At 67.4% G+C, this 25,429-nt stretch carries 26 protein-coding genes; 18 read left to right on the top strand and 8 right to left on the bottom strand.

The features are described from left to right. Positions 1-20: 20 nt before the first annotated feature. On the bottom strand, positions 21-881 hold the full coding sequence (locus tag AC1DDO_RS09725; RefSeq protein ID WP_476866592.1) for a glycosyl hydrolase: 861 nt from the start codon (positions 879-881) through the stop codon (positions 21-23). Positions 882-1,169: 288 nt separating this feature from the next. Between AC1DDO_RS09725 and AC1DDO_RS09730 the strand changes: the two genes are divergently transcribed. From AC1DDO_RS09730 to AC1DDO_RS09750, 5 genes are all read left to right on the top strand, one after another. Beyond that, positions 1,170-1,553 carry a hypothetical protein gene (locus AC1DDO_RS09730; protein WP_476866591.1) on the top strand — a complete coding sequence of 128 codons (384 nt, stop codon included), beginning with the start codon at positions 1,170-1,172 and terminating at the stop codon, positions 1,551-1,553. Positions 1,554-1,578: 25 nt separating this feature from the next. After that, entirely contained in the window at positions 1,579-2,049 is a 471-nt protein-coding gene (locus AC1DDO_RS09735) for a GatB/YqeY domain-containing protein (RefSeq protein WP_476866590.1), read from the top strand. Next, the gene (locus tag AC1DDO_RS09740) at positions 2,046-3,638 is read left to right on the top strand and encodes an ABC-F family ATP-binding cassette domain-containing protein (RefSeq protein WP_476971789.1); all 1,593 of its coding nucleotides are present in this window, start codon (positions 2,046-2,048) and stop codon (positions 3,636-3,638) included. Before AC1DDO_RS09735 ends, AC1DDO_RS09740 begins: the two co-directional genes overlap by 4 nt. 167 nt (positions 3,639-3,805) lie before the next feature. After that, positions 3,806-4,609 (top strand): hypothetical protein, encoded by an 804-nt coding sequence (locus AC1DDO_RS09745; protein ID WP_476866588.1) that lies wholly within the window; start codon positions 3,806-3,808, stop codon positions 4,607-4,609. Between the two features lie 57 nt (positions 4,610-4,666). Then, a complete protein-coding gene (locus AC1DDO_RS09750) occupies positions 4,667-4,990 on the top strand; it encodes a hypothetical protein (RefSeq protein ID WP_441407924.1) in 324 nt (107 codons plus the stop codon). Between the two features lie 34 nt (positions 4,991-5,024). Here AC1DDO_RS09750 and corA read toward each other — a convergent pair whose 3' ends face one another. Together corA and AC1DDO_RS09760 are read right to left on the bottom strand one after the other, a co-directional pair. Further along, positions 5,025-6,020 (bottom strand): magnesium/cobalt transporter CorA, encoded by a 996-nt coding sequence (gene corA / locus AC1DDO_RS09755; RefSeq protein WP_441407925.1) that lies wholly within the window; start codon positions 6,018-6,020, stop codon positions 5,025-5,027. Positions 6,021-6,027: 7 nt separating this feature from the next. Continuing rightward, positions 6,028-6,567, bottom strand: a complete 540-nt coding sequence (locus AC1DDO_RS09760; RefSeq protein ID WP_441407926.1) for an Lrp/AsnC family transcriptional regulator — start codon at positions 6,565-6,567, stop codon at positions 6,028-6,030. Positions 6,568-6,743: 176 nt separating this feature from the next. Between AC1DDO_RS09760 and AC1DDO_RS09765 the strand changes: the two genes are divergently transcribed. Further along, the gene (locus AC1DDO_RS09765; protein ID WP_476866587.1) at positions 6,744-7,985 is read left to right on the top strand and encodes an MFS transporter; all 1,242 of its coding nucleotides are present in this window, start codon (positions 6,744-6,746) and stop codon (positions 7,983-7,985) included. 18 nt (positions 7,986-8,003) lie between these two features. Here AC1DDO_RS09765 and AC1DDO_RS09770 read toward each other — a convergent pair whose 3' ends face one another. Then, positions 8,004-8,501 (bottom strand): Lrp/AsnC family transcriptional regulator, encoded by a 498-nt coding sequence (locus AC1DDO_RS09770; protein ID WP_476866586.1) that lies wholly within the window; start codon positions 8,499-8,501, stop codon positions 8,004-8,006. 133 nt (positions 8,502-8,634) lie between these two features. Between AC1DDO_RS09770 and AC1DDO_RS09775 the strand changes: the two genes are divergently transcribed. After that, a complete protein-coding gene (locus AC1DDO_RS09775; RefSeq protein ID WP_476866585.1) occupies positions 8,635-9,798 on the top strand; it encodes a trans-sulfuration enzyme family protein in 1,164 nt (387 codons plus the stop codon). Positions 9,799-9,846: 48 nt separating this feature from the next. Here AC1DDO_RS09775 and AC1DDO_RS09780 read toward each other — a convergent pair whose 3' ends face one another. Further along, positions 9,847-11,214 carry an MFS transporter gene (locus tag AC1DDO_RS09780; RefSeq protein WP_476866584.1) on the bottom strand — a complete coding sequence of 456 codons (1,368 nt, stop codon included), beginning with the start codon at positions 11,212-11,214 and terminating at the stop codon, positions 9,847-9,849. A gap of 91 nt (positions 11,215-11,305) precedes the next feature. Between AC1DDO_RS09780 and AC1DDO_RS09785 the strand changes: the two genes are divergently transcribed. Further along, the gene (locus AC1DDO_RS09785) at positions 11,306-12,334 is read left to right on the top strand and encodes a LysR family transcriptional regulator (protein WP_476866583.1); all 1,029 of its coding nucleotides are present in this window, start codon (positions 11,306-11,308) and stop codon (positions 12,332-12,334) included. 159 nt (positions 12,335-12,493) lie between these two features. Here the strand turns inward: AC1DDO_RS09785 and AC1DDO_RS09790 are convergent, their stop codons facing one another. Continuing rightward, positions 12,494-13,555, bottom strand: coding sequence for a nitronate monooxygenase (locus AC1DDO_RS09790; protein ID WP_476971790.1), 1,062 nt, complete (start codon positions 13,553-13,555; stop codon positions 12,494-12,496). A gap of 87 nt (positions 13,556-13,642) precedes the next feature. Here AC1DDO_RS09790 and AC1DDO_RS09795 point away from each other — a divergent pair, with 87 nt between their 5' ends. The 9 genes from AC1DDO_RS09795 to AC1DDO_RS09835 all read left to right on the top strand — a co-directional run bounded on the left by AC1DDO_RS09795 (position 13,643) and on the right by AC1DDO_RS09835 (position 22,672). Beyond that, positions 13,643-14,545, top strand: a complete 903-nt coding sequence (locus AC1DDO_RS09795; protein ID WP_476866813.1) for an N-acetylglucosamine kinase — start codon at positions 13,643-13,645, stop codon at positions 14,543-14,545. A gap of 35 nt (positions 14,546-14,580) precedes the next feature. Then, positions 14,581-15,036, top strand: a complete 456-nt coding sequence (locus AC1DDO_RS09800) for an NUDIX hydrolase (protein ID WP_476866581.1) — start codon at positions 14,581-14,583, stop codon at positions 15,034-15,036. A 426-nt stretch (positions 15,037-15,462) separates the two neighbouring features. Further along, positions 15,463-16,578 (top strand): ribosome small subunit-dependent GTPase A, encoded by a 1,116-nt coding sequence (gene rsgA, locus AC1DDO_RS09805; protein WP_476971847.1) that lies wholly within the window; start codon positions 15,463-15,465, stop codon positions 16,576-16,578. Positions 16,579-16,816: 238 nt separating this feature from the next. Next, complete coding sequence (locus tag AC1DDO_RS09810; RefSeq protein ID WP_476866580.1) at positions 16,817-17,920, top strand: ABC transporter ATP-binding protein; 1,104 nt, start codon at positions 16,817-16,819, stop codon at positions 17,918-17,920. Beyond that, positions 17,920-18,660: an ABC transporter permease gene (locus AC1DDO_RS09815; RefSeq protein WP_476971791.1), complete on the top strand. Its 741-nt coding sequence runs from the start codon at positions 17,920-17,922 to the stop codon at positions 18,658-18,660. The genes AC1DDO_RS09810 and AC1DDO_RS09815 overlap by 1 nt, the downstream gene beginning before the upstream one ends. Further along, positions 18,657-19,403: an ABC transporter permease gene (locus AC1DDO_RS09820; RefSeq protein WP_476866578.1), complete on the top strand. Its 747-nt coding sequence runs from the start codon at positions 18,657-18,659 to the stop codon at positions 19,401-19,403. The genes AC1DDO_RS09815 and AC1DDO_RS09820 overlap by 4 nt, the downstream gene beginning before the upstream one ends. Further along, entirely contained in the window at positions 19,400-20,365 is a 966-nt protein-coding gene (locus AC1DDO_RS09825; protein WP_441407314.1) for an ABC transporter substrate-binding protein, read from the top strand. Before AC1DDO_RS09820 ends, AC1DDO_RS09825 begins: the two co-directional genes overlap by 4 nt. 162 nt (positions 20,366-20,527) lie before the next feature. Continuing rightward, entirely contained in the window at positions 20,528-21,748 is a 1,221-nt protein-coding gene (locus AC1DDO_RS09830) for a pyridoxal phosphate-dependent aminotransferase (RefSeq protein WP_441407315.1), read from the top strand. A 69-nt stretch (positions 21,749-21,817) separates the two neighbouring features. Then, positions 21,818-22,672, top strand: coding sequence for a polyphosphate kinase 2 family protein (locus AC1DDO_RS09835; protein WP_476971792.1), 855 nt, complete (start codon positions 21,818-21,820; stop codon positions 22,670-22,672). 48 nt (positions 22,673-22,720) lie between these two features. Here AC1DDO_RS09835 and AC1DDO_RS09840 read toward each other — a convergent pair whose 3' ends face one another. Further along, positions 22,721-22,951, bottom strand: coding sequence for an exodeoxyribonuclease VII small subunit (locus AC1DDO_RS09840; protein WP_441407317.1), 231 nt, complete (start codon positions 22,949-22,951; stop codon positions 22,721-22,723). A gap of 75 nt (positions 22,952-23,026) precedes the next feature. Beyond that, positions 23,027-24,310: an exodeoxyribonuclease VII large subunit gene (gene xseA / locus AC1DDO_RS09845; protein ID WP_476866576.1), complete on the bottom strand. Its 1,284-nt coding sequence runs from the start codon at positions 24,308-24,310 to the stop codon at positions 23,027-23,029. A gap of 258 nt (positions 24,311-24,568) precedes the next feature. Here xseA and AC1DDO_RS09850 point away from each other — a divergent pair, with 258 nt between their 5' ends. Further along, the gene (locus tag AC1DDO_RS09850; RefSeq protein WP_476866575.1) at positions 24,569-25,429 is read left to right on the top strand and encodes a hypothetical protein; all 861 of its coding nucleotides are present in this window, start codon (positions 24,569-24,571) and stop codon (positions 25,427-25,429) included.

Raw genomic sequence — 25,429 nt, forward strand, 5'->3', positions numbered from 1 at the left:
CACTTCCTGGGCTGGGGACATCAAAGTGAGGCGTAAAGCCTCCCGATTGATGTCAGCTGGCCGTTCGTTTTGAAGAGAGCGGACGGGCCCATGGCGGGGTCTGAGGGTTCCCGGGATTTCCACGCAAACCGTTCGACGAAGGGCATCAGGCGCATGCCGGCGACCGCAGCCTGCATGAAATACCCGACCTCCCGGGTAGTGTACCTGGACGGCCGTGCGGGGGATGCCGACCAGTCGGCCACAGCAAATTCCGTTACCCAGATCGGACGTCCATACCTGTAATGCAAGTACAGGACCTTCGCGAGGAAGCTCTCCGGGTTCGGCGGCGTATAGGAGTGCATTGTCATGAAGTCGACGCGAAGGTTCGCCTGCCTCGCCCGGGCCATGAACTGTTCCAGCCACGGGCTCCTGACGCCGACGGTGGCGGGGGATCCCAGCCGCAGGCCCGTGGACTGAAGGTGGGGCCACAGCCGGATGGCCTCATCGACTGACATGTTGGACTGGCCTGGGTGGTCCGGCTCGTTGAATGCGAGTAGGTGTTTGGTCCTTGTCGCTGGAAGTTGTCTGGCCACGTCGCCGAGGGCGTCCTTTTGGATTAAGGCATTGGCGCTCCAGACCATCGGGACAAAGGCCGGGCTCGTAGTGACCGTATACGCCGATCCCCAGGAGTAGTACCAGCTGGCGTTCAGACTTCGGATCTGTCTCAATGCCAGCGCATCGTCACCGCCGTGAGCTGCGCCCTTGAGGGCCCGGGGTGAGGATAAAGCCGCGTGGGTAGTCGAAGGTGCGAACGGGGCCGGGACCGGTCCCGAGGCTGCGAAACTCGTCCCGGCCGCGGCCGGGGCAGCCAACACAGCAGTGAGAAATGTCCGGCGATCCATGGGGGTTCCCTCTTTCGGAGCGAAGGGCCGATGCGATTCCTCAACCAAATGTGACGAGGGTCACGCTACGCCCTTCCTTGGGTATTTGGAACAGCCCAAGGGCACTGTGGCACCGGCCTTTCGGTACGAAGGGGGGAGGGGTTTCATGAGATCGTGAGTACATACGTGATCGGCGCCGTGGCCGCGCCGACGCAGCAATCTGGGTGGCGAGAACCAGGATGGCTAAGCCGGCGAATCCGCAGCTGACATCGAGTGCAGACATCCAGAGTGCAGACAGGGCCACTATCCATGAAGACCACCGCGATCGCGCTTGGCGTGCTGACGCTACTACTGACTGCCTCTTGCTCTACCTCGCCGGATCCTGCCTCCCCGAACCCCGGGCCGTCGGCCGGGACCCCGTCCGCTGGCCTGTCGGCGTCGCTTCCCACACCGAACCCGGCCCAGAAGGAAGCGCTTCTGGCCGCGCTCGCCAGGATCAACCCCCGCCTGCAAAGCGACCAGGCAGTCGACAAGGCCCGCGGCCTGTGCGGCCGCCTCTTGGGGCTGTCGCCGGCCGAACAGCTCATCGCCGCTGCAAAGGCGGAGTTCAGCGGCGGGGACGTCCCGGCGGTTTCGGATGAGGACGCCCAGCGGATTATCTCGGCGATCGGTGCCAACGGGTTCTGCCGCTAGCCTTGGTAGTAACACGAGGAGAACTATGACCACCCTGAAAGAACGCCTGCACGCCGACGTCGTGAGCCACATGAAGGACCGCAACAAGGTAGCCCTCACCACTGTGCGCAATGTCCTGGGCGAGATCGAAACCCGCGAGAAGTCCGGCAAGACGCCCATCGTGCTGGACGACGCGCAGGTGACAGCCCTTTTGCAAAAGGAAGCCGCGAAGCGCCGCGACACGGCCCGCATCTACACCGAAGCCGGTGAAGCCGAGCGTGCCGCCGCCGAAATCGCCGAGGCAGAGGTGATCGAGGCCTACCTGCCCAAGCCGCTCACTGCAGCCGAGGTCGAGTCGATCGTGGACGAGACAATCACGGCCCTGAAGGCCGACGGCGTCGAGCTTTCCATGCGTCAGCTGGGGGCAGTGATGAAGCCTGTCACCGCCACGGTGGCCGGACGTTTTGACGGCAAGGCTGTCAGCGAAATCGTCCGCAACCGGCTCGCGCAGCAGTGAGCCTGATCCGGCTCCACGACGTCGCTGTCCGTTTCGAGAACACACAGATCCTCCGCGAGGCGTTCTTCCGCCTCGAAGCCGGGGACCGGGTCGGCCTGATCGGCAAGAACGGCTCCGGGAAAACCTCCATCCTCAAGCTCATCCTGGACCACGTCTCCCCGGATTCCGGAACGGTCAGCGTGGAGCAGGGGACCAGGGTGGGGTACTTCTCCCGGTTTTCCGAGCTGGACGGCGAGGCGACCATCCTCGAGGTCCTTGACGGCCTTTTCGTCGAGATCAAGGCTGCCGAGGCCGAGCTGGCGGCCATCGACGCCGCCATTGCGGCAGACCCCGCCGAAGCAGAGCTGGACCGGCTGATCAGCCGCCAGGCCGAGCTGTTCGAGGACATGGACCGTCTCGACGGATGGGACTACAAGCGGCGGATCGACACTGTCCTGACCACGCTGGGGTTCAGCGAGGCTCACCGCGCGTGCGCGATTGACGAACTCTCCGGCGGGTGGCGCAACCGCGCCGCCCTGGCCAAGATCCTCTTGGAGGGTCCGGACGTCTTGCTGCTGGATGAACCCACCAACTACCTCGACGTCGCCGGCGTCGAATGGCTGGAGAGCTGGTTCCGCGACTTCCGTGGGGCCGCGATCGTGGTCTCGCACGACCGGAAGTTCCTCGATGCCGTGGTCACCCGGATCATCGAGGTGGAGAACTTCCACCTGCACGAATACCCGGGAAACTTCGCCGAGTACGTTGTCCAGAAGCAGTTCCGGCTCAAGACGCTCGAGGCGCAGTTCGTCCATGAGTCCGAGCTCCTGGCCTTTGAAGCGGAGGGCATCGCTGACCGCCGCGAGGCCGCTAAGGCCGCCAGCCGCGGGCTGGGGAACCAGCTGGCCAAGATCAAGAAAGCGCGGACGCCCCGGCCCGTCGACCAGATCGTCACGGAGATCTATGGCGGCCTGCACGTGAAGGATATTCTCTGCCGGGTCGAAGGGCTGGGAAAGTCCTTTGGCGAGAAGGTGTTGTTTGAGGACCTGAGCTTTGAGATCCGCCGTGGCAACAGGATTGTGGTCCTGGGCTCCAACGGCAGCGGCAAATCCACGCTGCTCAAAGTGCTGACCGGCGAGGAACCGGCGGATTCCGGCGATGTGGTCTGGGCCAAGGGGCCGGGCTTTGTCTCGTACAACAAGATGCTGGAGGATCTCGACGACGCCGACACCGTCTCGCACGCGGTCAACGCACTGCCGGACAGCCTGGCGTTCAGCGCCACGAAGAAGTCCGTCAACAGGTTCCTCGCGATGTTCCAGTTCTCCGAGGCTGACCTCAAGCAAAAGATCGGGAACCTCTCCGGCGGTCAGAAAGCACGCGTCGCCATGGCGCAGTGCCTGCTGTCCGGGGCCTCGGTGCTGCTCCTGGATGAGCCCACCAACCACCTGGACATGTCCAGCACCCAGGTGATGGAACGGGCACTGCTTCATTTCCCCGGGGCAGTCCTCGTGGTCAGCCACGACCGGTTCTTCACCGAGAAAATCGCCAACCGGCAGCTGGTCTTCGGCAGCGACGGTGCGGAAGCCGGCGAGGTGGAAGTCCGCGCCGCCTAAAACAACGCGCAAGTGAACGCAGGCTCAGTGTTTGCTCAGCATTTGATCAGGATGCGGCGGAAGCGGTCGAAGGGCCACAACACGGGGGATTCTGGGCGGTAGTGTAGCGCTGGCTGCCGATGGGGGACGGCAGTGGTCTCTCTACCCGCTTTTGAAAGGAATTCCCCATGGCAGGAATCATCGGATGGCTCAGCGCGCTGGGCACCACAGGCAAGGCCGTAGTAGTGGCCTCAGTCGTTGTCACCGGCGGCGCCGGCGCGACGGCTGCCACAGCGACCAGCAATCTTCCGGCTGAAACGACGTCGACCACGACGTCGACCGGCACCGCGAGCTCTGAGCCGGGGGACCCGGCAGAGTCGGAGAAGCCAGTAGCGGACGGCCGGGAATCCAGCGACGAGGAATCCGCCGAGCCGGGAGATCCGGCTGAGTCGGAGACTCCGGGAGCGGACGGCCGGGAATCCAGCGACGAGGAATCCGCCGAGCCGGGAGATCCGGCTGAGTCGGATGACCAGGAAGCCGGCGATCAGGGTGCGGGAGATCAGGGCGCCAATGATCAGGGTGCGGATGATCAGGGCGCCGATGATCAAGGCTCGAAAGAACAGGGACCCGCAGCCCAGGCTCCTGCCCCGACGGCTCCGGAGTCTCCAGCCGCACCGGCACCTGAGGCTCCCGCCCCGGCGGCCCCGGAGTCTCCAGCCGCACCCGCACCCGCGGCTCCCGCCCCGGCGGCCCCGGCGGCTTCCGAAGATGACGCGGCCGACGCGCCTGAAACCGATGGGTCCCATGCCTCGAACGGCAACGGCGGATGGGCACACCAGAACGCCGCAGAGCACCGTGCCGCCGGCCAGGCCAACGCCTCCGTACACCGTTCCGACGTTGAGGACCACGGAGGCGAACACACCGGCAAGTCTGACTGGCACGGCAAGTCCAACGGGCACGGTGACTCGGGCGAGCACCGCCACGACGACTAGCCCGAACATCACTGAAGCGGCGGCCCGGACCATTGGTCCGGGCGAGATAATAAGAACATGACCAACAAGGAGCAGGACCGCGACCCGTGGGAGGAGTTCGACCAGCTCAAGCCCGCTGGCCCGGACCGGGTTGCCGGCTACCCCGGCGGGGAACCGCAGGGCTTCGGCTTCCGGACCGGTGTCCGCAGCGCCCGGGTTGCCCTCGGATTTGCTGTCTACTCCCTCGCGCTGGGAAGCCTCCTGGTCTTGACCGGCGCCATCGTCTTCATCGAAAGCGGCAAGTGGCTGCTGCTGGGACTCATGGTGCTGATCGAGGTCGTTTTTATCCTCGCGTTCCGGCGGCTCATGGTCCAGGTCCGGGACCGCCGGGCATCCAGCTAAAGCCAGCGCGTCCAGCTAAGGCCGGCGCATCTGGCTAGAGCCAGCCCTTCCGCTTGAAGATGGCGTACATGAGCCCCGCCGTGGCGGCCATGAGTCCGATCGCCATTGGGTAGCCAAGTGACCAGTGCAGTTCGGGCATGTTGTCGAAGTTCATCCCGTACAGGCCGGCCACGAAAGTCGGCGCGAAGAAGATCGCGGCCCAGGAGGAGATCTTCTTGACCTGTTCGTTTTGTTCCGCGCTGGCCTCGTTCTGGCGGTTGGCGGTCAGGGTTCCATCGAGCGTGAGAGCGTTCTGCAGCAGGTCACGGAACGAATCGGCACGCGAGATCAGCCGCTCCACGTGGTCCTCGACGTCGCGCAGGCTGTGCTGCAGTTCCGAATCGACGCGGTACTTTTCGAAGCCCCGCCGGAGCTGCTGCATCATTGCCGGCAGGGGGTGGATGGCGCGCTGGAAATGGATGACTTCCCGGGCGAGTTCGTAGATCCGCCGCGAGACCAGCGGGTCGCCGCTGAAGAGCTGGTCCTCGATCTCGTCGATGTCGTTTTCCAGCCCGGCCACCACGGGTCCGTAGTCATCCACCACCTGGTCCATGAGGGCGTACAGGACGGCCTCGGGCCCGTGGCGCAGCAGATCGGGTCGGCTCTCCATCCGCCGCCGGACCTGGCCCACCACTTTCGTCTCTGCATGCCGGACGGTCACCACGAAGTTTCGGCCCGTAAACACGTGCAGTTCGCCGAACTCGACCGTCTCCGTCTCGTCCAGATACCTGGCGGGCCGGAGCACTGTGAACAGGTTGTCGTCGTAGCGTTCCAGCTTGGGCCGCTGGTGGGCAGAAATTGCGTCTTCCACCGCCAGCCCATGCAGGTTGAATTCGGCCGCGACTGCCGCCATTTCGTCGGGCGTGGGCCGGTAGAGACCGATCCAGGCCATGCCCCCGCGCTCGGTGAGGGTCTCGAAAGTCTGCTCGAGGTTCCGCGGTTCGGCGCTGCGGATTCCGTCAACGTAGACGGCGTTGTCGATGATAGTCACCGGGACATTATCCTTCGTTCACCTGATGTTCAGCGGAACCGGCCCGGCGCGGGGCGGACCGGCCCGGAGCCAGCGCGTTGCCCTGGGCGAGCCGGCTGATCAGCGGCTCGGTTCGGTAGGGGATATGGGTGTGCAGCGCCAGCACAGTCTCGGTGCGGATGACTCCCTTGATCCGGAGGATGGAGCGGAGTGCCGCCTGGAGGTTGTGGGTGTCCGTCGCCACCACGCGGCACCATACGTCGCCGCGCCCGGAGATCTCGTGGACTTCCAGGACCTGGGCGATCAGCCGCAGGGCCCCTACGACGCCGTCGAGCTCGCGGTGGTTGACCTCGATCGTCACGAACGCGACGACGTCGTATCCCACCGCCTCCAGGTCGATCTCGCGGCCGCCGTCGTGCAGCAACCCCGAGCGCAGCATGCGCCGCACGCGCGACTGGGCGGTGTTCCGTGCAATGCCCAGGACATCGCTGAGCTCGCCGATCTGGATCCGCGGATCCCGGATCAGTTCCAGCAGGATCTTCAGGTCGGTCGGGTCCAGACTGTTCAAATCATCACTCCGGTTCACTTCGACAGTCAGAGATTGACTGTTTTGCTCAATTTTGGCACGAAACTTGGCCGTGAAGATCATTGATGCCGCATTCTGTAGGTACCAATCTTCGACCGGGCCGGGCGGTTCCCCCACAACAGGGAAAGCCCGGCCCTGCACTTTGCAAGGGCACGGACATGACAGTCTTCAGTGAACTCCGCATGCGCCCGGCCACAGCTGACCGCTGGGGTTGGGACGCTTCCACCACCGCACGGCTCGTGATGGCCGGAGTAGTGATCTTCACGCTGCTCGTCGGCGCGAACCTGGCGACGCCGCTCTACCCCCTGCTGCAGGCAAAGCTGGGGATCACGGCGCTCGACGTCACGGTGGCGTTCTCCGCCTACGTCCTTGCGCTGGTGGCCACCCTGGTCCTTGCCGGTCACTGGTCCGACCACATTGGACGCCGCGCGGCCCTTGTACTGGCCGTCCTGGTGGGTCTGGCCGGCGGCTTTGTCTTCGCCACCGCGAGCAGCCTCGTGGCGCTCTGCGCCGGCCGCGCGCTGCAGGGTGTGGCGGTGGCGCTCGCCACGGGCGCCAGCTCGGCTGCCCTGCGCGAGCTCCTGCCCAGCCGGCCCGAGTGGGCGTCCCGGTTCACGCTCCTGGCCTCGGCCGGGGGAGTTGCTGCGGGCCCCGCGATCGGCGGCATGCTCTCGCTCCTGCCGGGCCCGACGTCGACGCCGTACTACGTGCACTCCCTCGTCCTCGCCGCAGTTCTGGTGCCCCTCTACCTGCTCAAGGCGCGGCCCGCCATCAGCCTGCATGCCGGCCCCCAGCCGCTGCGCGTCCTGGCGCCGCGGCGGCCGTCGGTCTCCAGCGACGCGCGGGGGGCCTTCTGGCTGGCCTCCTCGGTGGGCTTCCTGAGCTTCACGGTCTTCGGCTTTTGCCTCTCGCTCGCACCGGGCTATTTCGCCCAGATCGTGCACGCCGACTCGCGGCCACTGATCGGCCTGCTGGCAGGGCTGACTTTGGGATCTTCAGCCCTGAGCCAGCTGCTGGCCATCCGGGGGCGTTTTGCCGTCCCCGCCGGCCTGGCCGTCCTGGGCTTTTCCGTCCTGCTGATGGCCGCGGCCGCCGCCTGGAGCAGCCCGTGGCTGCTCATCCTGGCCAGCATCACGGCCGGCGTGGGGCAGGGGGTGGCCTTCCGGACCGTGTTCAACGACGTCGCCGGCAAGGTGGAGGCCGCCCGGCATGCCCAGATCATCAGCACCGTCTACGTCATCACCTACCTCGGCAGCGCCTTGCCGGTGATCGGGCTGGGGCTCGCGGCCGGGGCCGTGGGGCTGCAGAGCGCCGTCGCCGGTTTTGTCACGGTGTGCGCTGCCGCCGCGCTGGCACTGGCCGCCGTCACCCTGCGGACGTCGCTGCGCCGGCAGGCCTGAGTGCGCCGTTGCCCGCTGTTACGGCAGCGGGCCGTGGTTGCCCTGGATGTGGTCGAAAACCAGCGTGGTCTCGGTGTGGCCCACCACGGGGTCGGTGGCCAGGTTGTCCAGCACCCAGTCCCGCAGGTCCTCGGTGGTGGCCACGGCGATGTGCAGCAGGTAGTCCACTGACCCGGACGTGTGGAACGTCGAGAGCACTGCCGGGAGGTTGGGCACCCGGGCTGTGAAGCGGTCGATCTGCTCGCGGTCGTGGGCCCGGAGCCGGACAGCAATGAGCGCCTGGACTGAGCGCCCGATCGCGGACAGGCTCAGATTGGCCTCGAAGCCCTCGATGATTCCACGCTCGGACAGGGCACGGGTGCGCATCAGCGCGGTCGACGGCGCGATCCCCACGAGCTCTGCCAGCTGCTTGTTCGAGATGCGGGCGTCCGCGACGAGGGCAGCGAGCAGGCGCTCGTCGATCGCGTCCAGCGGCTCGCTGGCTCCCGGCCGAACATTCTTCGCACTGCTGCTCACGGATCCTCCTTGTTGGGTTGTCCGTTCATCATAAACGGCATAATCCGACAGTTCCATTCAGAACCTCTACAAAAGCTCGAATTATTGCCAGATACTTGCGGAATTCAATGGCGAATATTCGTAAGGAGTTAGGGTGCTTTCACAAGATTCACTGGCGGTCCACGCAGGCCGGAACGGGCTCACGGAACTGGGCGTGCACGCGGTGCCCATCGATCTGTCCACGACTGCGCCGCTGCCGTCCGTGCACGACGGCGGCCTGGCCTACGAGCACATGGCCACCGGCGGGTCGCATGCCGAAGGCCAAAGCACCGTCTACCAGCGGCTGTGGAACCCCACCGTGGCACGCTTCGAAGAAGGCGTCGCCGTCCTGGAAGGCACGCCCGAGTCGGTCGCCTTTGCCACCGGCATGGCGGCACTCAGCGCCGTGCTCCTCGCTGTGGTTGCGGCGGGCAAGAAACATGTTGTCGCCGTACGGCCCCTCTACGGCGGCAGCGACTACCTGCTCGCCTCCGGGGTCCTGGGCAACGAGGTCACCTTCACGACGCCGGAGGGCGTCCGCGGTGCGCTGCGTCCGGATACCGGCCTGGTGATCCTGGAGACGCCGGCCAACCCGACCCTCGAGCTCGTGGACATGGCCCGGGTGGCCGCCGACGCGGACGGAGTGCCGCTCCTGGTGGACAACACGTTCGCCAGCCCGGTGCTGCAGCAGCCCTTCAAACATGGTGCGGCCATGGTGCTGCACAGCGCCACGAAGTTCCTGGGCGGCCATGGCGACGCGATGGGCGGCGTGGTGGCGGCAGGCTCTGAATGGGCGGTCCGCCTGCGCCAGGTCCGGGCCGTCACCGGCGGGATCCTGACCCCGTGGCCTGCCTACCTGCTGCACCGCGGCCTGGCGACGCTCCCTGTCCGGGTCCGCGCCCAGCAGGGCGGCGCCGAAAAGGTCGCGGTGGCCCTGGCCGGGCACGGGCTCGTGAAGCGGGTCTACTACCCGGGACTGGCTGAATGCGATCCGCAGGGCCTGGTCGGCACGCAGATGTCCGGGCCGGGATCGCTCATGGCCTTCGAGCTCGCCAGCGCCGAGCACGCCGAGCGGATCCCGGCCGCCGTCGGCATGATCACGCACGCCGTTTCGCTTGGCGGGATCGACACCCTGATCCAGCACCCGGCCGGCCTGACCCACAGGCCGGTCGAGGCCGCGGCGAAGCCGCACGCCAGCCTGTTACGGATTTCGGTGGGGTTGGAGGACCCGGCCGACATTGTCGCGGATCTCGTGCAGGCGATCGAGTCGACCCGGTAGCGGGACTGGACGCCTAACCGGATCCGGCGCCGAGCCGGACGCGGCAGTCTAAGCGGACATCGCCGCGTTCCCTGATGCCGCCTTGCCGGTTCCTGCCGCCGCCTTGCCGGCGGCGGGAGCGGCAGGTCCGGCTGCGGGCGCCGAGGCGGGATGCGCGACGGCGGTGATTGCCGCCGTCGCGCATGCCAGTCCGATGACCGTCAGGGCGAGGGCCGTCCAGCCGAGCCCCTGGAAGATCAGGCCGCCGGCCCAGCCGAGCACGCTGGAGCCGAGGTAGTAGGCGAGGTTGTACAGCGAGGCGGCCTGCGCGCGGCCTGTCGTGGCGATCACGCCGGTCCAGCCCGAGCCGATGCTGTGGGCCGCGAAGAAGCCGGCGGTGAACAGCAGCAGTCCCACGAGGATCAGGGCCAGTAGCTGCGTGAGCGTCAGGGCCAGGCCGGCCGCCATCAGCGCGGTGCCGGCAATCAGGACGGTGCGCCGGCCGAACCGGGAGGTCAGCCCGGCTGCCCAGCGCGCCGAGACGGTTCCGGAGAGGTAGGCCAGGAAGATCAGGCTGATTGCGGTGGCCGGCAGGCTGAATGGTTCCCCGGACAGCCGGAAACCGAGGTAGTTGTAGACAGCCACGAAACCGCCCATGAGCAGGAACGCCTGGACGTAGAGTGCCAGCAGCCGGGGATTGCGGGCATGCCCGGCCAGGGTGGCCATGGCACCGCGGAATCCGGCCGCGGACGCGGCGGTGAATCCCTGTGCCCGCGGGACGAGGACGAGGAACAGGACAGCCGCGCCGGTAGCCAGGACGGAGACGGCCAGGGCGGCGGCCCGCCATCCCCACAGTTCGCCGACAGGCCCGGCGACCAGCCGGCCGGCCAGGCCGCCCAACGTGGTCCCGGCGACATAGCTCCCGGCAGCGAGCGCGGCGTGGGCCTTGTTGACCTCTTCGTTGAGGTAGGCGATCGCGATGGCGGGGATCCCGCCAAGGGCCATTCCCTCAAGCATCCGCAGGCACAGCAGCACGGGGAAGCTGGGGGCCAGGGGGACCAGCAGGCCCAGGACAGTGGCCGCCGAGATGCCCCACATCATCGCCCGGACGCGGCCGATCCGGTCAGCCAGGAAGGACCATGGCAGAACGGTCAGGGCCAGCCCCACCGTCGCCAGGGAGATCGTCAGAGCGGCCTCCGCTGCCGAGATCTTCAAGTCCGTCGCCAGGAGCGGCAGGACCGCCTGGGTGGAGTAGAGCTGGGCGAAGGTCGCGACGCCGGCAAAGGCAAGCCCGGCGAGAATCCGGCGGTAGGCCGCGGAGCCTTTCGGATGCCCGGCCCACGCAGCAGCGCCGGCCTTATGACCAGCTGCAGGAGCGGCCGCGAGATTGGCCACGGGACTGGGACCGGCACTGGAGCGTGCGGAAAAGCGTGGCATACCCTCAGGCTAGAACGTGTCCAAGGGATGCTTCCAATGCATCATTTCCATAGAATAGATAGCAAATATGGAACGATGCCGCGGAGGCCGCATGGACGTCGAACACAAGCAGCTCGTGCAGTTGCTGCCCCTCCTGCCGCTGCTGGCAGAACTCGGGCGGACGGAGCACATCACCGAGACTGCCGAGCTCCTGGGTGTGCCGCAGTCGACGGTGAGCCGTGCCATTGCGCGTGCCAGCGCCATCGTGGGGACGGAGCTCTTGGTCCGGGACGGCCGCGGCGTTCGGCTGACGCCGGCGGCGAAGGCTCTCCTGCCCCACATAGACGCCGCCCTGGGTGAATTCCAGACAGGACTCGACCTTGTCCGGCACGAGTCCGAAGTGGTCCGCGGCCGGGTCGCCGTGGCCTTCCAGCACACCTTCGGCGAGGCGATGCTGCCGCTGCTCATCAGTGCGTTCCGGAGCCGGCACCCGCAGACAGCCTTTGACCTCAGCCAGGGCGCACGGGACGGCTGCCTGGCTGAACTGGCCGCGGGTTCCGCAGACCTGGCCCTGACCGCGCCCGTTGCCACCCCAAGCAGAACCATCAGTTCGGCCGCGCTCTACCGGGAACCTCTGCGCCTGGTGGTGCACCACCGTCATCCCCTGGCCGGCCGCCGTCGGGTCCGGGTTGCCGAGATCCGGCAGGAGCCGTTCGTGGCGATGGGTTCCGGCTATGGCATGCGCTCGCTGACCGATGCGTTGTTCCGGGAGGCCGGATTCCGCCCCCGCATTGCCTTCGAGAGCCAGGACTCGCACACCGTCCGTGGACTCGTCTCGGCCGGGCTCGGCGTCAGCATACTGCCGCCGGGAGGCTCCGCACCCGGCAGAGCCGTACCAGACAGCCAGGACCCGTCGCCCGGGACCGGGACCGGAGCCGACGACGGCGGGCCGGGGTGGGTGGAGATTGCCCTGGATTCGGCGCTGGCGTTCCGTGAGATCGGCCTGGCGTGGCGGGAGCCGGTCTCGCGGAATGCCAGGGCCGATGCCGAGCCCGACTCCGTGCGCCTGTTCCGCGAACTCGTGCTGCGCGACGGGCCTGCGCTCCTGGCAGGCTTCGTGCGCGAACGCTCGGCAGGCTGAGCCGGGCCGACTTGTGCGCCGGGGCCGCCCAAGCCCCTGAGGCCGCCCAGGCCGCTGAGGTCGCCGGAAGCGTGCGAAATCGCCGTAAGACATCCGCGGTTTCGCACGCTTCCGGCGATTTCGACGCCGGTGTGTCGGTGTGTGTGGGTGCGTCGGGCGTCAGCGGCCGGCGAGCAGTCCGCGCACGACGTCGGCCACGGGGCCGGCCTGGGCCTGCTGCCAGCCCGTGCCCGCCCACAGGTTCAGGCGCTCCGCGTCTCCCGCTGCGGCGGCCGCGGCCCGGATGGGGGCCGTGAGGTGGTGAATGGCCGGGTAGCCAACAGGTGCCTCGGGGTGGTCGCGGACAAATTCGTTCTCCAGGGAGCGGGCCTGCCGGCCGGTGAAGGCGCGGGTCAGCCGGGTCCGGCTGAAATGCGGATCGGCCAGGGCATCCTTGTGCAGCCGCCGGGTGCCGGCTTCATCAGTGCGGAGGAACGCCGTGCCCAGTTGGGCGGCAACCGCGCCCGCGCGCAGCACAGCATCGAGCCCCGCAGCATCCATGATGCCGCCCGCGGCCACCAGCGGGAGGCCGACGTCGGACCGCACCTGGGCGACCAGCTCCGCCGTCGTGCCGGCCGCCTCGGATCCGCTGGCCTGGGATCCGCCAGCTTGCAATCCCAAGGCCGGAAGGAACGCCCCGCTGTGCCCGCCGGCGCTCGCGTGCTGCACCACGAGTGCGTCCACCCCCTGGTCTGCCGCCTGCAGGGCCTCGGCCACGGTGGTGACAGTGGCAAGCACCGCCGAGCCCGCCCGCTGCAGGGCGGTGACGACGTCGGGACCCGGGAGGCCGAAGGCGAAACTCACCAGCTCCACCGGGTCCGCCAGCAGGGCCTCGATCTTGCCCTGCCACTGGTCATCGTCATCGAGCCGAAGCTGCGGGAGCTCCACGCCGTAACGCCGGGCATCGGCCACCAACTGCAGCCGGTAGTCCTCGAGTTCCGCCAGCACCGATGCCGGCGACGGCAGCTGGGCCGGGTCCGGAACGAAGACGTTCATGCCGAACCGGGCTCCGGACGCCCGGGTAGCCCGGATATCCGCCTGCATGGCACCCACGCTCTTGTACCCGGCCGCCAGGAAGCCCAGCCCGCCGGCGCGGTGCACGGCCTCGACAAACGCCGGCGTGGAAGTTCCTCCGGCCATGGGCGCCGCGATGACGGGTGTGCCGACAAGATCGTAGGGCAATGCGGGCTCCTTGCAGCGATTCAGTAACCTGTTCGAGTGACTAACACTGATATGCCGCCGGCGGCGGACTCCGTTCCATCTTCCACCATGCCATCCGACGCTGCGGTGACGGGTGCCGTGATTGGCCTGGACATCGGCGGCACCAAAACCCGGGGCGTCCGGTTCGAAAACAGCGCGCCCGTGGCCGACGAATCAGTGGGCAGCTCCAACGTCCAGAACGTCACGCCCGAGGAAGCGGCCCGCAACCTGGCAGAACTCTTCGCCAGGATCGGCGGGGGAGACGTCGCCCAGGTCTACGTCGGAGCCGGCGGGATCGACACTGACGACGACGCCGCGGCCCTCGCGGCACTGATTGCCCCCCACGTGCCCGGCGCGCGGATCACGGTGGTCCACGACACCCGTCTGCTGCTTGCTGCGGGCGGCGCCAGCACCGGCGTCGCAGTAATCGCCGGCACTGGCTCGGCGGCGTGGGGCAGGAACAGCCGCGGCGGGGAAGCCCGGGCCGGCGGCTGGGGCTACCTGCTCGGCGACGAGGGCAGCGGCTACTGGCTGGGCCGGGAGGCCGTCCGCCACAGCCTGCGGCGGATGAACCAGGGGCTGGAACCGGACGAACTCAGCAGCGCCCTGCTGGCATCCTGCGGTGTGGACCACCCCAACATGCTGATCGCACTCTTCCACTCGCCCGCGACCGGACGCCGCTTCTGGGCCCAGCAGGCCCGGCTCGTGGTGGAAGCTGCCGGCGCCGGCCACGCGCCAAGCCAGGCCCTCATGGACCAGGCCGGGAGCGACCTCGCCGAGCTCGCCGCGCAGACCGTCCGGCAGCTCGGCCTCGAGGGTCCCGTCATCCTGGGCGGCGGGCTCGGCATGAACGTGCCGCGCCTGCAGGAGTCCTTCCGCGCGGCACTTGCCGCCGCGGGGATCACCGATGTCCGGGTCCTGGAGCAGGAACCCGTCTTTGGAGTGCTCCAGTTGGTGGCCGAACAGCAGTAGCAGGAGCGAATCCCTCCGGCTACTACGCTGGAGGGATGAGCATGCAATTCGATACCCGGCCCGCCGCCTACGCTGTCATCATCCGTGATGCCGAGATCCTCCTGGCGTACTGGAAGCAGGACGGCCGCGAGGGCTGGACGCTGCCCGGCGGCGGGCTGGACCTGGCCGAACACCCGGTGGACGGCTGCCGCCGCGAGATCCACGAGGAAACCGGCTACAACGCCGAGGTCGGCGTGATGCTGGGCATCGACGTCGGCCACTGGCCGTCGGAGGTCCGGCTCGACGGCGGCGAGCGGGACTTCCAGTCGCTCCGGCTCGTCTACGAGGCGACGATCACAGGCGGGGAACTGCGCCACGAAGTAAATGGCAGCACCACCCACGCGGCCTGGATTCCGCTGGATGCGGTGGCCGAGCTGAACCGAGTGTCGCTGGTGGATGCCGGACTGCGTCTGTACCGCGAGAGGCCGCTGAACGGAAAACTTTCCGGCTAAATTGCTGGCCAGGCGCGGGCGCCTTGGCTATTCTGTAGAAACCGCCCGGCCGCGGACGCCACAGCAGGCCACAGCAGGCCACAGCAGGCCGGCAAACGATGGGGAGGTGGAAGCAATGAATGCGATATTTCTGAGTGCTCAGCGCACCGAATCAAGCCACGTCATTACTCCTGCCCCGTCCCACGGCGCGGCCTAGCCATTCAGCGCTAGTTTCCACGCACCCGCGGCACACGCCGCCCGCAGCGTATCTGCGCCGCACCACGGGGCCCCATCAAAGGGTTTTCGTTGATCATTCATGCTGCATCCCAGGGCGCCCGCAGCGCCCAGTCCACTGATTCCGCATCTTCCCTTGAAGGGCTTTCCCCTGAAGGATCCGCCTATGAGGACAGCCCCGCCGGCCCTGTCCGTTACGGCTACACGGCCGGAATCGCGGAGCGGTTCGCGGCCCATCCCGTGTCGGGGGGCCACCGCCCGGGCCGCGTCATCCGGGTAGACCGCAACCTTGTCCTGGTGGCCGACTGCGACCGGACCGCCCACCTGCCCTACCCTCGCGGAGGGGACCTTCCCGCCACCGGGGACTGGGTCTGGCTGGGTTCGAATGCGGCGGGGGAGCCCGCCATCGTAGGCATCCTGCCGCGCCACTCGGAGCTGAGCCGGAAGCGTGCCTTCGAGTCCTCCTCCGAGGCGCAGGTCCTTGGCGCCAACATGGACGTCGTCGGCATCGTCGTCCCCGTGGACCGGCCGCTCACGCACAACCGCCTGGAACGGACGCTGGTTGCCGCGTGGGACTCCGGCGCCAAACCGCTCGTGATCATCACGAAGGCGGATCTCGCGGATCTCGCGGACGACGTCGTGGGGACGGTCGTGCGCCAGGCGGCCGGCGTTGACGTCGTCACCACCTCCGCCGAGTACGGCGACGGCCTGGACGAAGTGCTGGGCCATCTGCCGCCCGGCGGCACCCTGGTGCTGCTGGGACCATCGGGTGCCGGCAAGTCCACGCTCATCAATGCGCTCGCCGGGGTCCAGGCCCAGGAGACCGGGGCAGTCCGCGCCGGCGACGGAAAGGGCAGGCACACCACCACCTCCCGCGAACTGGTTCCCCTGCCCGGCGGTGCCGTCCTGATGGACACCCCGGGGGTGCGCGGCTTCGGGATCTTCGACGCCGAGGAAGGCATGGAAGAAATGTTCGGCGACCTCGAAGAACTCTTCGGCCACTGCCGGTTCTCCGACTGCGCCCACGGCGGGGAACCCGGCTGTGCCGTCCAGGCCGCACTCGCCGACGGCGTCCTGGATGACCGCCGGTGGGCCAGCTACCTGAAGCTGCAGCGCGAGCTCGCCGCCCTGGCCCGCCGCCATGACGCGGCGGCCCGGCGGGCCTACCAGCGCGAATGGCACCAAAAAATCGCGGTGGCGGGCAAGAGCCAGCGGGCAGCCGAACGGGAAAACCACGAAAACGGTCCGGGCCACGGCAAGAACAGCGGCAAGGGCGGCAACGGCAAAGGCAAGAGCGGGGCCAAGAACGGCCGGCAGCGGCCCCGCTGAGGCAACCGGCGCTGCCCCAACGCTCCGGGTGCCGCGCCGGAGGCATTTTCGGCGTGGCACCCATCCGGATTCGTTGTGCTTCCGAAGCCTTACGGGAGCCGCGGCGCCGCTGACTGCATTTCCATGACATTGTCATGAGTGCTGGTTAGTCTAAGTGCTAACTGCTTTATGGCCAGCACACTGATGAAGTTGGCTGGTCCCTGTCGATGTTGCCACCAACAGTTAGGTAAGCCCGGAAATGGCCGAAGCCATGATCGAGTTCCAGAACGTCACGAAGCAGTACCAGGGTGGCCAGCCCGCCGTCGACGGGCTGACCATGTCCATCGACAAGGGCGCCATCACCGTGTTCGTGGGACCCTCCGGCTGCGGAAAAACCACCTCCCTGCGGATGATCAACCGCATGGTGGAGCCCACCTCCGGCGTCATCACCGTCGACGGCGCCGACGTCACCTCGGTGCCCGCCGCGCAGCTGCGGCGGTCCATGGGTTACGTCATGCAGTCCTCCGGGCTGATGCCGCACCGCTCGGTGCTGGACAACATCGCCACCGTTCCCCGGCTGAACGGGGTATCCAAAACCGAAGCCCGCAAGCGCGCCCAGGAACTGCTCGACGTCGTCGGGCTGGCTTCCTCGCTCGGCAAGCGGTACCCGTCTCAGCTCTCGGGCGGCCAGCAGCAGCGCGTCGGCGTGGCCCGGGCGCTCGCGGCCGATCCTCCCGTGCTGCTCATGGATGAGCCCTTCAGTGCCGTGGACCCTGTGGTCCGCGACGAACTCCAGAAAGAGCTGCTCCGGCTCCAGCATGACCTGGCAAAGACGATCGTCTTCGTCACCCACGACATCGACGAGGCCACCGTCCTGGGCGACAAAGTTGCCGTCTTCGCCGTCGGCGGCAAACTGGCGCAATACGCCGCCCCCGCGGAGATCCTGCGGGCTCCGGCAAACGAGTTCGTGGCCGCCTTCGTGGGCCGCGACCGCGGATTCCGGCACCTGGCCTTCAGCCCCTCCGACGGCGTCACCATCCACCCCGTCCGGACGGTCACATCCGAACTGCTCCAGCAGGAGGGGAGCTCCGATGAATGGCAGCTGGTGGTCGATGACACGCTGCGCCCCCTCGGCTGGGCCGGGCCCGGCACTGCCACCGGTGCCGGTCCGGCGATGGTTCCCGGCGGCTCCCTGTTCCGCAAGGGGGACACGCTCCGCCGGGCCCTGGACGCGGCGCTGTCCTCCCCGTCCGGTCTCGGCGTCGCCGTGGACGACGACGGCCGGGTGGCCGGCGTCATCGCGGCCTCCGAAGTCCTCGCCGTGATCGAGTCTGACCGCAGCATCCGGCACAGGGGGCTCTGATGCAGTGGTTCCTGGCCAACAGCGCACAGGTCTTCAGCCTCGCCGGCCAGCATCTGATCCTGGCCATCCTGCCGATGGTGTTCGGGATCCTCATCGCGGTCCCGCTGGCCCAGCTCGCCCGGCAGAACCGGGGGCTTCGGTCCACGGTGCTCACAGGCTCCTCGCTGCTCTACACGATCCCGTCCCTTGCGCTTTTCATCATCCTGCCCACCATCATCGGAACCCGGATCCTGGATCCCGTCAACGTGGTCGTGGCCCTGACCATCTACGCGGTCGCCCTGCTGGTGCGCGCCGCGCTGGATGCCTTTGACTCGGTGGACGAGGACCTGCGGCAGGCCGCCGTCGCCATGGGTTTCAAACCCTTCGCCCGCTTCATGCAGATCGACCTGCCGCTGTCCCTGCCGGTCATGTTCGCCGGGCTGCGAGTGGTCTCGGTCAGCAACATCTCGCTGGTCAGCGTCGCGGCGCTCCTCGGCATCGGCAACCTCGGAATGCTCTTCACCTCTGGGCTGCAACGCGATTTCGTCACCGAAGTGGTGGTGGGCATCATCGCCATCCTGATCCTCGCGCTGCTGATGGACTCCATCCTGGTCCTTCTCGAATGGCTGCTGACTCCCTGGACCCGCGCGGCGGGGGCCAAGGGTGCCGGTGCCGATTCGGACGCCGGCCAGGACAAGACGGGTGCCCCTGCCGCGGCGATGCGGCTTTCGCGTCCCAAGACCGGAGGGGCAAACGCATGAGCAATGTCGTCACGGACACCTTTGCCTGGCTCACCGATCCGGCGAACTGGTCCGGCAGCGCCGGAATACCCACCCGGCTGGCCGAACACCTGTTCTACACGGGCCTGGTGATGGTGATCGCCACGGCCATCGCCGTCCCCATCGGCCTGTACGTCGGGCACACCGGCCGCGGGCGGGTTGCCATCGTGGCACTCGCCGGCGCGCTGCGGGCCCTGCCCACGCTCGGCCTGCTCACGCTGTTCGTGCTGCTCGCCGGCATCGGCCTGATGCCGCCGATCTGGGCCCTGGTGATCCTCACGGTGCCGCCCCTGCTGGCCGGCACCTACGCCGGGATCTCCAGTGTGGACCGCAATGTGGTGGACGCCGCCCGCGCCATGGGCATGACCGAATGGCAGGTCCTGTTCCGGGCGGAATTCCCCAACGCGCTGCCCGTGATGTACGGCGGCTTCCGGACCGGGGTGCTCCAGGTGATTGCCACGGTCTCCGTGGTCGCCTACATCAACCTGGGCGGCCTGGGCCGCTACCTGTTCGACGGGCTCGCGCTTTCGGACTTCCCGCAGATGCTGGGCGGCTCACTGCTGATCGCGGCCCTCGCCATCGCCGTCGACCTTGTCCTTGCCCTGATTCAGAGGCTGTTCCTGTCACGGGGCGCCTCGTCACAGCCAAACCGCAGCCAGCAGGCTGCGGTTGATCTCACAGATCCCGTACTCGCGGGGACTGTTGTTCAAGGAGGTACGTCATGAAGGAATCCCGCCCACCAGCCCTCGGCAGGCGCGCATTCGGCGCCGTGGCCGCCGGCGTCGGACTGGCCATGGCCCTGTCCGCCTGCGGAGGCTCATCCAACCCGCTCAGCTCGGCCCCGGCCAGCAGCGGTGCCGCCTCCGGTTCCGGCGGCGCCCTGGTGATCGGTTCCGCCGATTTCCCGGAGAGCCAGATCCTGGCAGAGGTCTACGCCGGCGCCCTGAACGCCGCGGGTGTCACCGCCAGCACCAAGCCGAACATCGGCTCGCGCGAGGTCTACATCAAAGCAGTCCAGGACGGCTCCGTGGACGTCGTTCCCGACTACAGCGGCAACCTCCTGCTGTACGTAAACAAGGACGCCACCGAGGTCTCCGCAGAGGACATCGCAAAGGCCCTCCCCACCAAGCTCCCACAGGGCCTGGCCGTGCTGGACGCCTCCAAGGCCGAGGACAAGGACGCCATGGTGGTCACGAAGGCCACCGCCGAAAAGCACCAGCTGAAGTCCATCGAGGACATGGCCAAGGTATGCGGCGATCTCGTGATTGGCGCCCCGGCGACCTTCGCCGAGCGCGCCTACGGGCTGCCCGGGCTGGCGAAGAACTACAACTGCGTGCCGAAGAAGCTCGAACCGTTCAGCGACGGCGGCGGCGCCGTCACGCTTAAGGCACTGCTCTCTGACCAGGTCCAGGTCGCAGACATCTACACCACCACCCCCTCCATCCCGGACAACGACCTCGTGGTGCTGGAGGATCCGAAGAACAACTTCATCGCCCAGCAGGTGCTGCCGCTGTACAACACGGCCAAGATGACGGACAAGGCGAAGGAAGCCCTCAACTCCGTGTCCAAGGTCCTCACCACCGAAGACCTCATCAACCTCAACCGTGCCGTGAGCGGCAGCCAGAAGCAGAACCCGAAGGATGCCGCAGACGCGTGGCTGAAGGAAAAGGGCATCGTCAAGCAGTAGCGAGACTTTTGACTGCCGACGACTGACTGCAACCGTTTGGCTGCCACCGACGCCGGTGTCCGGGCCCACAGCCCGGACGCCGGCGTCGTTGTTGTTACTGCCCGGTCAGCGTGTGAGTCATGTCTCAACGGAAGTACATCCGCCATATGGCATATTTGATGAATGGCAGAATTCAAGCAGTCCACCAAGCTTCATAATGTCCTTTACGACATCCGTGGACCGATTCTTCAGGCCGCCCAGCAGATGGAGGCGGAGGGTCACCGGATCCTCAAACTGAACATCGGTAACCCGGCCCCTTTCGGGTTTGAAGCGCCGGACGCCATTTTGGTGGACATGATCCGCCACCTGCCGCATGCCCAGGGCTACAGCGACTCGCGCGGCATTTTCTCGGCCCGCACCGCCGTCTCGCAGTACTACCAGACCCGCGGGATCCAGAACATCCACGTGGATGACATCTATCTCGGCAACGGTGTCAGCGAACTGATCACCATGTCGCTCATGGCCCTGCTCGACGGCGGCGACGAGGTCCTGATCCCCACCCCGGACTACCCGCTATGGACGGCCTCGGTTGCCCTCGCCGGCGGCAAGCCCGTGCACTACCTCTGCGACGAGGAAACCGGCTGGCAGCCCGACCTCGAGGACATGGAAGCGAAGATCACCCCGCGCACCAAGGGCATCGTGATCATCAACCCCAACAACCCCACCGGCGCGGTGTACCCGGAATCCACACTGAAAAAGATCGTCGCCCTCGCCGAGAAGCACGGCCTGGTGCTCTTCGCCGACGAAATCTACGAGAAGATCCTGTACGAAGACGCGGTGCACGTGAACCTCGCCGCCCTCACCGGCGACGACGTCCTGTGCCTGACCTTCAGCGGACTCTCCAAGGCGTACCGGGTGTGCGGATTCCGGGCCGGCTGGATGGCCATCTCCGGGCCGAAAAAAGACGCCGCGGACTATCTTGAGGGCATCAACCTGCTGGCCAACATGCGCCTGTGCGCCAACGTGCCGGCCCAGCACGCCATCCAGACTGCCCTCGGCGGCTACCAGAGCATCAACGACCTGATCCTGCCCGGCGGACGCCTCCTGGAGCAGCGGAACAAGGCCTACGACATGCTCAACGCCATCCCGGGCGTCAGCACGCAGCAGGCCCGCGGGGCCATGTACCTGTTCCCGAAGCTGGACCCCGAGGTCTTTCACATCCGCGACGACGAGAAATTCGTGCTGGACCTGCTCCGCGAACAGAAGATCCTGCTCTCCCACGGCCGGGCGTTCAACTGGGTCCGGCCGGACCACTTCCGGATGGTGACACTGCCAAACGTCAAGGACCTCGAGGAAGCAATCAACCGGATGGCGGACTTCCTGAGCCGATACAAAGGGAACTAGGCTTCGTCTCAGCAGCGCTGCTGGTCGAACGCCCGGCAGGCGGACTGCCCAAACCGGAAAGAGGCTTTGATGGCAGATGTCGTGGACTTCGACGAACACCCTTCCGAAACCCTGAAGACAGGGAAGAAGTTCAGCCTCCAGGACGTCGACCCCGGCTCCACACCGGGCTACGACGGTGACAAGGCTGCCGGGGAAAAGCTGCTCAGTGAACTCGACGGCAAGCTGACGCAACTGCAGGAGCAGCTCTTCGCTGAGTCCCGGACCGGCGGGAAGAAGCGTGTGCTGCTGGTCCTGCAGGCGATGGACACCGCGGGCAAGGGCGGAATCGTCAACCATGTGATGGGCCAGATGAATCCCCAGGGCGTGCAGCTGAAGTCGTTCAAGGCGCCCACCCCCGAGGAGCAGTCCTACGACTTCCTCTGGCGGATCGAAAAGGAAGTGCCCGCTGCCGGCATGGTGGGCGTCTTTGACCGCTCCCACTATGAGGATGTCCTGATCCACCGGGTGCACCGCTGGGCGGACGCCGAGGAACTGGAGCGCCGCTACCGGGCCATCAACGAATTCGAGGCCCGGCAGACGGCCGCCGGAACGAAGATCGTCAAGGTCATGCTGCACATCAGCCGCGGCGAGCAGCAGGAACGGCTGCTCGCCCGTCTGGAGGATCCAGCCAAGAGGTGGAAGTACAGCAGCAACGACCTTAAGGAACGGGCCTTCTGGGGCGACTACATGGACGCTTACCAGGCCGCGTTCGAGCAGACCAGCTCCGAGCACGCGCCCTGGCACGTCGTCCCGGCTAACAAGAAGTGGTACGCCCGCATCGCCGTGCAGCAACTCCTCCTGGAAGCACTCGAAGGCATGAATCTCCAATGGCCGGTTCCGGACATGGACCTTGACATGGAGCGCGAACTGGTCCAGCGCTCCTGAACTGCGCTTTTAGAGGGCCGGTGACAGCCGTCTTTGCAGGGCTGGTGCCTAGCTCTTTTCGGCGGCGTGGTCCCGGGCCGCGGCGAGCCGCTTGCGGGCGCCTTCGAGCCATTGTTCGCAGCGCTTGGCCAATGCCTCGCCGCGCTCCCAGAGTGCGAGGGATTCCTCCAGGCTGGCGCCGCCGGCCTCCAGCTTGCCGACCACGGCGACGAGCTGCTCGCGGGCGTCCTCGTAGCTGAGGGCCTCGATGTCGGCGTTGGGGATTGATTCTGCTGCCATGTGCGTGCTCCTTGGTTGGTGCGGTCTCTGCTTCCGCAATGTCTTTTCCTGCAGTGGTTAGGCGTGTCCGCCGGGTCACTCCTCGGCCGGCTCCTGGCCGCCCGTGGACTGGGCGGTGAACCGGCCGCCTGCCACCCGTACCGTGAGGTCCGTGCCTGCGGGCGCCTGCGAAGGGTGCCGCACCACGTCCCGGTGCGTCGCCGCGGCTGTTCCATCGCCGGCGAGCTGGACCACGGCGTAGCCTCGATCCAGCGTTTTCTGCGGCGAGAGCGCGCGCACCTGCGCCTTGAGGTGGACCAGCTGGTCCGCGGCCCGGACGACGGCCGTACTGATGGCCGCATGCGCACGGCCCTTGAACCTTTCAACGTCGTCGTGGCGGTGGGTGATCATGACGTCGGGGGAGAGCAGCACCGGGCGGGAGCGCAAGGATGCCAGCCGGTCGCCCTCGCGCTCGACGAGCCGGGTAACCCCGCGCCTGAGCTGGTCACGTGCCTGCCGGACCCGGACGAGCTCTTCCGCGACATCAGGAACGATCCTCTTCGCGGCATCGGTGGGCGTCGAGGCCCTGAGGTCTGCGACGTCGTCGAGGATGGGCCGGTCCGCTTCGTGCCCGATCGCACTCACCACGGGGGTGGAAGCGTCCGAGACGGCCCGGATGAGCTCCTCGCTGCTGAACGGCAACAGGTCCTCGAGCGCGCCTCCGCCGCGGGCAATGACGATGACATCGACGACGGGGTGGGCATCAAGCTCCCGCAATGCCGCGACCATCTGGGCTACGGCGGTGTTGCCTTGGACGGCGACCTCGCGGATCTCGAATTCGACGGCCGGCCAGCGGAGGGCAGCGTTGCGCAGCACATCCTTCTTGGCGTCAGAGTCCCGCCCGGTGATCAGGCCGATCCGGTGCGGGAGCAGCGGAAGCCGCTTTTTGCGGGAATCGGCAAAGAGCCCTTCGGCGGCGAGGGCCTGGCGCAGCCGTTCGATCCGCGCGAGGAGGTCGCCGAGCCCCACGGGACGGATGTCCTTCACGGACATGTTCAGGCGGCCCGTCTTGAGCCAAAATTCGGCCTTGATCAATGCCACAACCCGGGAACCGCGTTCCAGTGGAGCGGCCTGACGGTCCAGAACGGTGGTCCAGACCGACGCCGGCAGCGAGATTTCGGCGTCGATGTCCCGCAGCGTCAGGTAGGCGTTGCTGCCGCGCCGGTTCAGCTCGATCACCTGCCCCTCAATCCATGCCGAGGGTGCGCGGTCGATGTGCATCTTGAGCTTCTGGGACAGCAACTGCAGCGGCCACGGGTTGTCCGGGCTGGTTTCAGCTGCGGTGGCCGGCAGTGTCGTGGCCGCCGCGTCCTCAGGCATGCGAGGGTTCCATGGCCCGGAGTGCCTGCGGGAGTGCCTTGTAGGGGGCCCTGTGCATATGTGTGCGTGTCCTTTGCTGCGTGCCCTTGTTGGGGGGACTGCCGGCGGCCCCGCTTTTGCGGCGGGTGGGTGCCGGCCGGCAGCCGGAAGTTGTCACTTTCAACTCTATCCATAGCTCTACCACCGGGGCCCGACTTTATGGCCGCGCCCGGACCCGTCCTAGGATGGGAGGGACGCCATCAACCTCCTAGGAATCCTTTGCGCACTTTTGTCTCCGCCGCCGCCGTCCTCATCGGGCTCGTGATGACCGCCGTCGCGGTTCCAGCCATGTGGGTGGACCGGAACATCGTCCAGGAAGAGGGCTTCGTGGCGCTGACCGCGCCGCTGGGCAAGGACCCGGCCTTCCAGCAGCGGCTGGCCAGGGCCGCCGTCGCCGGCGTGGCCTCCAGCGCCGGCATCCCCGAAGCCTTGACGGAGTTGGCACGCCCGGTCCTGGACAAAGCGGCCCAGTCACTGACGGGACTGCCCGGCTACTCGGAGGCCTGGGCTGAAACCCTGCGCAAGAGCCACCGCCTCACGTTCGCCGACCCCAGCACGCTGCCGCCGGAGGTCGATGGCACCTCTTCGCTCACCCTCGATGTCGCGCCGCTTGCCGGGCTTGTGGCCAAGCAAGTCGCCGACGCGACCACCCTTCCGCTGGAGGCCCCCGGACAGGTGCTGATCCATATCGGGCAGTCCGACCAGCGCCAGTGGATTGAACGTGTCACCGTCTACGCCCCGATGGGGTACGCCGTTGCCGTCGGCGCGGCCATCGCTTTCGCCCTGGCCTTTGTCGCGGCCCGACGCCGGTGGACCGTCCTGGCCGGCATGGGCCTTGGTGCGCTGGTGCTTGCCGGTGCGTGGAAGCTGGCCGGCGATGCCGCCGGGGCCGCCGTCGCCCGGACCTCGAGCGGCAACGATGTGGCGGAGCTCTTCAAGAACGAATTTGTCGCCGCATGCTCGGCCAGCTTCGGCCAGTGGATTGCCGCGACCGCCGTGGCGGGCGGTGCCCTGCTGGTCGCCGGACTTGCTGTCCGCGTTCTCGGGGGCCGCAAAAGGGCCAACATTGAACACCGGTAG

The sequence above is a fragment of the Arthrobacter sp. 10N43 genome (assembly GCF_056394525.1).